The sequence below is a fragment of the Nostoc sp. genome (genome assembly GCF_036919555.1).
GTDB lineage: Bacteria > Cyanobacteriota > Cyanobacteriia > Cyanobacteriales > Nostocaceae > Nostoc.
Window position 1 is genome coordinate 162,866 of record NZ_JBALCS010000007.1, and the last position, 7,184, is coordinate 170,049.

Here is a 7,184-nt window from a genome sequence, read left to right on the forward strand (position 1 = left end):
ATTCAAATTTTATAACCTTGCAATAATCTGTAGGTTATTCCACTAATAATTGCAGCAGTAGGTAAGGTTAAAATCCACGATAGTAGTATCTGATAACAAACACGCATATTAGTTTTTTTACCAATTAATCCTACTCCAAAAATAGAACCAACTGAAACATAAGTGGTGGAAACTGGAAGCCCAAACCGACTAGCTGCAATGACCAGAAATCCAGTTACTATATTTGCTGATAAGCCTTGAGTATGATTCATTGAAGTAATTTTTGTACTCATGGTAACAGCAACTTTTTGGGAGTTGATTAAACCGCCAAGTGCCATTGCGATCGCTATCGTAATCATTCCTCCCTGAATCGAAAAATACTCAATAATCAAAATGAGTGAAACAATCTTGGGAGTGTCATTTAATCCTCTAGCAAAACTGATAATTCCGGCGCTGATAAAATGGCAATTATCAATCATTTTCTGATTGACTGGTAGATGCCATTTTGAATTGATATAGCTAGATAAACTGTAAATTCCTGCTCCCAAGAGAATAGCAATAATTGGACTGAGTAATAGAGGCAAAATAAAGGAAGTTCCCAAAGCTGCAAAATTAACTTTGAGTCCGATCGCAACTAATCCAGCACCAACAATAGCACCTGTTAAACTGTGAGTTGTGGAAATGGGAAACCCCATGAGGGCGGCTATAAGCACAGTTAAACCAGCCGCGCTCGCTACTGCTATATGAAACTGTGGGGTGTTAGCGATCGCATCAGGTACTAGTCCTTTTCCAGAGAAGTTTTTAATTAGTGTACTTGCCAAAAAAGTTGCAGTTACTGCACCAGCAAAAGTTGTAAAAGTTGCCCACAAAATCACTGTTTGATAGCTGCTTGTTCGGCTACCAAACAGCGTTGCTACACCTTGAAAATTGTCATTTGCACCATTGGAGTATGCTAAAAAAAGCGTAGCGATAAATAGACTAATTAACAACATTTTGGGGTTAATAGAGAAGAAATGAAAAGGAGTCAGAAGTCAGAATTCAGGAGCGGAGCCGGAGCAGGGCGAAAGCTCCGGTCAGAATACCCCAGCAGTCAAGTCAGGGGTTTCAAGCAAGGAATACTTTTCTTCTCCTGCACGACTGAAATCGGGCGCAGAAGATGCACGATTCATCCACTTTTTCGTTCAGAATTCAATTCTGAATTCTGGCGACTGGCGCCTTTATTCTTCTTCGGTAAGAATCCAGAATCCAGTATTAAGAATGCAATTAGTGAAATATTCAAATTGTGCATTCATTCCCAGTCGCACAAAATTATTCTGAATTATGAACGGTAGTTGCTCTACTTGAGGAGATCCCAAGACCGCACTACCTCCTCCTGACACCTGAATTCTTTCTTAAGAAATTAACAGCAACCACCACCGCTATAGTGCCAGGTTGAATTGGTAACAATTATTTCTGCTGGCTTGATAGCAGCAAGTTTAGCAGCAGTCTTATCACACACTGCTGCGGGAATACCTCGCTGAAGTAGATGACCTGCTGAATCGTCAAAGAAGGGTTCCAAACCAGCATAAATTGCTGTTTTACCAGTGAAAATGCAAGCACCATCTTCTGGAATAGCAACTTTAAACGAGACAGAATCCAGGCTTTCTAAAAGTAGGTGTTCTTCTAAATTATAAGTTTGGCTATCTAGGAGACGATAAGGACGACGGGCGCGAATTTCAACTTGACCAAAGCCAGCATTTGTGATCCGTTCAGTATACTCTTGATATGTGAGTGCGCCTGATAAACACATGGCTCTCAGTCGTTCATCTTGTTGAAGATGTGCTGGAATTTGACTAGTGGCAATTGGATCGCTCATCTGCAAGCGTCCGCCTGGTTTTAATACCCGATAGGCTTCTTTTAAAGCACGGGTTAAATCTTCTGGTTCAAAGATGTTGAAAAGACAATTTTGCGCCACGATATCGACGCTAGCATCAGCAACGGCTAAGTTAAAAGCATCCCCTTCACGGATTTCTACAAAGCTGGTGTCAAACCAGGAATTTTCTTGAGCAGCAATTTTCAAATTGCGTGCGGCGGCTTCCCGCATGGCTGCAACTGGTTCAACGGCAATTACAGCACTTGCATAGCGAGAAAAATAAGCGAATTGCAACGCTTCTAAGCCGCCGCCAACACCGACATACAGCACAGTCGGTTGCTTTCCTAGTTCTGTGGGGTGAACAGTGGTGCCACAACCATAGTTCATTTGCTGCATTAGCAAAGGAATTTTCAATCCTGGTAGTTGCAGGGGTGTACTTTGCACACAACAAAGTCCAACTTGCGGTGTTTGGGCAACTTCACGGTAGAATTGCGCTGCTGTTTCTAGATAGGTCATGCCATTTTAGATTTTAGATAATCATAGTTTTGTGCATCCTAGTATAATTAAAGCTCTGAGTTGGATGAGTTTTGGCTGAGATTGCCAAAAACCCCAAATCTTCATAAAACATAAAAATTTGGTGTTTTAGCGTTATTTGACACTAGAAGGGGGGCAGGGTCTTTCCCTAATGCTCAATGCCCAATGCCCAATGCCCAATGCCCAATGCCCAATGCCCAATGCCCAAATTCAATCACGCAATGTATAACCAACACCGCTCACAGTTTGAATGAGGCATTTTTCGTTATTGGCTTCAAGTTTCAGGCGCAGGTAGTGAATGTAAGCTTCAATGATGTTGGCATCGCCCATCAAGTTGTAACCCCAGACTTCCTCTAAAATGCGATCGCAGGTAATTACCTGTCGCGGATTGGCCAATAAATATTCTAGTAAATCAAATTCTTTAGCAGTTAACTCAATTAACCGATGATCTCGGTATACTTGGCGCGTGCGACGATTTAAACTCAGGTCTTCAAATTCTAAAACATCTGCGCCATCTGCTTGCTGGCTTCTTCGCAGGTGAACGCCGACTCTGGCTAATAATTCATCAATGCTGAAGGGTTTAACGAGGTAATCATCAGCACCAGCGTCTAAGCCTACAATGCGATCGCTCACTTCATCTTTGACGGTTAATAAGATTATCGGCACTTTATCACCAATACTTCGCAGGCGGCGGCAAATTTCCAATCCCGACAAACCTGGCAACATCCAGTTTAAAATTACTAAATCTAGATGTAACTCACGCGCTGCGGTGAGGGCAGTTAATCCATCGTAGGCAATACTGACTTGATAGCCTTGATAATTCAATTCTAATTCGACAAATCGTGCCAGTTTGACTTCATCTTCAACCAGTAAGATGTGCGTCATGATGATGTTAATGATTTCAGCAGGATATGGTAAGCAACAATACGGTCTGGAAACACTTTAGCGAGGTGCCAGCTACTGAATAGCCAAACATCTAATTAGGTGTATGTTAGCTTAGTATAAACCCTGAATAAGTAACAACCGTAAGTCTGCAATTACCGATCGCTGGTTGATCAAAGAACGATCCAACTGGCTATTAGCAATAGGCTGTGACATCTTCACCGCATTCATCGGCAAGATAACAAAGCGCTTTAAAACGCAAACCAACCACTTCCTCGTATAGGGGATTTAATTTACACATCGGAGGAATGTGAAATAGCTTTCTACCAAACAGCGTGATGTCTCGCTCAAAGGGACACTGAGCAGGAATAGCTTTGCACAGGAAATGAGCCAATTTAGAGTTATGAATTTTTATCGTTTCCAACCACTCGCGGACTGGGTGCAGTAGATCATTGTGTAAGGGGACTTGAATAAAGCTTGTCATAATTGTTTACCTTGATAATTTCTAACTAGATTGAGTTTCTTGTATTTGAACCTCTATAAATACATACGGTTAGATTCTATAGTTTTATGCACTGATTGCTCATTTTTTGGTTCTCTACAGAGATAGAATGAGTCTCTAGGCACACTGTTAACTTAACTACACATTTAATTGCTATAGTTACCGATAATTTGTCAAGGCGAACATATCTTTTGTGCCAAACTGCATTTTCGTAGGGATTCGAGTCAATCCATTGGTGTCAACTTAAGGTGAAAGCTTGTCTAGAGCAAACTTTTAGAGATTGTCTCGTGTCTGGTTCCCAGTCTCTCTCTGACTCTTAATGCCTAATTGTGGGGGCTGCTGCCTCTTGACTTGCAGCTCTGGCGCAATGAGGTGCATTTAGAACGATGAGGCGTTCGTTGAGCATCGCTGGTAACGGCGGTACTTTTTGCCACATACTCCCCCATAAAACTATTTACCAGAGTTAGCTTCAGCAACTTGATACGCTTGTAGCAGCCTAGCATGATCGAGAGTAAATCCTACTTGCATCGCTATCTGGGTAAATAAATCAATCTCAGGCTGTTGCCAATCACGGGGTTCAGAACACTGATGTGCAATTAACAAACCAAATAGCTGCTCATCTTTGATAATTGGTGCGACTAAATTTGCTTTCACAGCAAAGGATTCGAGCAAGTTAATGTGACAATCAGCCAAACCCGACTTATAAATGTTGTTGATTGCGACAACGCGGCCAGACTGGTACTTTTCTACATAGCCTTGAGTGAAACAGGGGTCGTGGATTTTAGACCGCAAAACTTTGGGATAACCTGGAACCACTGATTCGGCAATTATAATTCCAAACCAATTAGCGTAAAAGCTATAAACCAGAACTCGGTCAGTACTCAGTGCTTTGCGAACTTCTTCCACAGTGATTTTGATGACATCCTCTTCGTTAAGCGATTGGCGAATCTTGCGGATAATATCCACTAGTAACTGACTTCGCATACCTTCAGCTTCGATTCGTTGCAGCAGCCTTGCATGGTCGAGAGCAAATCCCACTTGCATCGCTATCTGGCCAAATAAATCAATTTCAGATTGTTGCCAATTACGGGGTTTGGAGCATTGATGTGCAATTAATAAGCCAAATAGCTGTTCATCTTTAATAATGGGGGCTACTAAATTTGCTTTGACAGCAAAAGATTCGAGTAAGCTAATGTGACAATCAGCCAAACCGACTTCATAAATGTTGTTTATTGCTAGAACGCGACCAGACTGATATTCTTCTACATAGCCTTGACCAAAACATGGGTCTTGGATTTCAGCTTGTAAAATTTTTGGGTAGGTGAGAACAACTGATTCGGCAATCACAATTCCAGACCAATTGGCGTTAAAGCTATAAACCATCACTCGGTCAGTACTCAGTACTTTCCGAACCTCTTCTACAGTGATTTTGAGGACATCCTCTTCGTTGAGCGATTGGCGAATGCTGCCGATAGTATCCGCCAGCAACCGACTTTGCACACCTTCAGCATCGATTCGTTGCAGTAGCCTTGCATGGTCGAGAGCAAATCCCACTTGCATTGCTATCTGAGCAAATAAATCAATCTCAGGCTGTTGCCAATCACGCGGTCTGGAGCATTGATGTGCAATTAATAAGCCAAATAGCTGTTGATCTTTGATGATGGGTGCGACCAAATTTGCTTTCACAGCAAAAGATTCGAGCAGGCTAATGTGACAATCAGCCAAATCGGCTTGGTAAATGTTGTTTGTAGCTTGAACGCGACCAGACTGATACTTTTCTACATAACCCTGACCGAAGCATGGGTCTCGAATTTCGGATCGCAAAACTTTGGGATAACCTGGAACCACTGATTCGGCAATTATAATTCCAGACCAATTAGCGCTAAAGCTATAAACCAGCACTCGATCAGTACTCAGTATTTTACGAACCTCTTCCACGGTCGTTTTGATGACATCCTCTTCGTTGAGCGATTGGCGAATGCTGTGGGTAATTTCTATAAATACCTGAGCTTTATCTGCCTTCGTATCTACCTGTTCTAGAAGCTTGGCGTAGTCAAGGGCAAATCCTACTTGCATGGCTATCTGAGCGAACAAATCAATCTCAGACTGCTGCCAAAAGCGAAGTCTAGAACACTGATGGGCAATCAATAAACCAAATAGCTGTTTGCCTTTGAGAATCGGTGCTACTAAATTAGATTTGACAGCAAATTGCTCCAGCAACTCAATATCACCATCACTAAGATCGGTTTGATGGATATTATCAATAGCACGGGTGCAACCATTCTGGTATTTTTCTATATACTCTGCCTCGAATCCAGGGTCAGAGACTGTAACCCCTAATATTTTCGGTAAACCAGGTGCTACTGATTCGGCGATAAAGGTTCCATTCGAGTTGGAGTTGAAGCAAAAGATGGTTACGCGATCAATGCTTAAAGCTTTACGAATTTCTTCTGAGGTAGTTTTGAGAACATCTTCTTTGTTGAATGATTCTCGAACCCATCGGGTAATTTTTATCAATAGTTGGGAGTAATCAGCTTCGGCTTCTTTCTCCTGTACCAAAACTGAAAGCAACTCTGTGAATAAGTTGATGTTTCTCTCTAACATCACTAATTCATCTTCGCTAGCGATGAAAACTTGAGTAAATTCACTGTCTGGACGTAGCTGATTTTTGATACTATTAGAAATTGCCGCAGCCTTGCTGACTCGACTAATAGCTCGATTTGCCACAAAAACCGCGATCGCACCTGCTAAAATTGCTGTTACCCCCATACCATTTAACAAGACTGACAGTTGGCTCTGTAGAGCAAGTTCAGTTTCTGTTGAGCTTTTTGCACTCTCAAGTCTTACTTGCGGAATTTGTTTGGTAATTAAATTAATCCCATAGAAGTAAGTAGCTGTTCCAATTGCAACCACAGGAAGGACACTGATGCTGAGTGCCCAAACTATTGCTTTAGTCTTTAAACTCCATTTTTGTTGCCACAGCCTTTGTTGACGATTTCGCCTTGCTTGGTTTTGAGAATAAGACTGATTCATAAATGAAACCTCGATTGCTGCAATTGAGAATCAAGTAAATAACCTCACCACCAAATTCTACACAAAACTTATTGAACAATGTCTGGCTTTCAGAAGTCTTTTGAGGCTCTAACTAACGTTCTCCGTTATGCCCCATAAAGCTTTTGTTGCCTTTGACCTCAAAAAAATCAGGTCTGATTAACGGGCTTGTTAACAATCAAATAGCGATCGCTTTGTTTGAATATCTTAATTTTCTCATCAGGTGTTGCGGTTTTGTGACATTACCCCGACCTAAAGGTACGGGGCTTCCAAAAATTACTTCAAGGTCTTCCTAGTTGCTCCCTTACGGGTTTTCGACTTTGACCTAGACTGAGATATCTCAACATAGGCATAACCGTCTGCATAGGCGTTTTGGATTCCCGA

At 41.8% G+C, this 7,184-nt stretch carries 5 protein-coding genes; all 5 read right to left on the minus strand.

The features are described 5' to 3' along the window. Positions 1 to 2: 2 nt before the first annotated feature. A complete protein-coding gene (locus V7K36_RS02630; RefSeq protein ID WP_335112931.1) occupies positions 3 to 971 on the minus strand; it encodes an inorganic phosphate transporter in 969 nt (322 codons plus the stop codon). 407 nt (positions 972 to 1,378) lie between these two features. Further along, positions 1,379 to 2,347: an arsenosugar biosynthesis arsenite methyltransferase ArsM gene (gene arsM / locus V7K36_RS02635; protein WP_335112933.1), complete on the minus strand. Its 969-nt coding sequence runs from the start codon at positions 2,345 to 2,347 to the stop codon at positions 1,379 to 1,381. Between the two features lie 228 nt (positions 2,348 to 2,575). Continuing rightward, positions 2,576 to 3,250 (minus strand): response regulator transcription factor, encoded by a 675-nt coding sequence (locus V7K36_RS02640; RefSeq protein ID WP_335112935.1) that lies wholly within the window; start codon positions 3,248 to 3,250, stop codon positions 2,576 to 2,578. A 193-nt stretch (positions 3,251 to 3,443) separates the two neighbouring features. Continuing rightward, a complete protein-coding gene (locus tag V7K36_RS02645) occupies positions 3,444 to 3,731 on the minus strand; it encodes a Mo-dependent nitrogenase C-terminal domain-containing protein (RefSeq protein WP_335112937.1) in 288 nt (95 codons plus the stop codon). A 468-nt stretch (positions 3,732 to 4,199) separates the two neighbouring features. Next, positions 4,200 to 6,782, minus strand: coding sequence for a GAF domain-containing protein (locus V7K36_RS02650; RefSeq protein ID WP_335112939.1), 2,583 nt, complete (start codon positions 6,780 to 6,782; stop codon positions 4,200 to 4,202). Positions 6,783 to 7,184 lie beyond the last annotated feature (402 nt).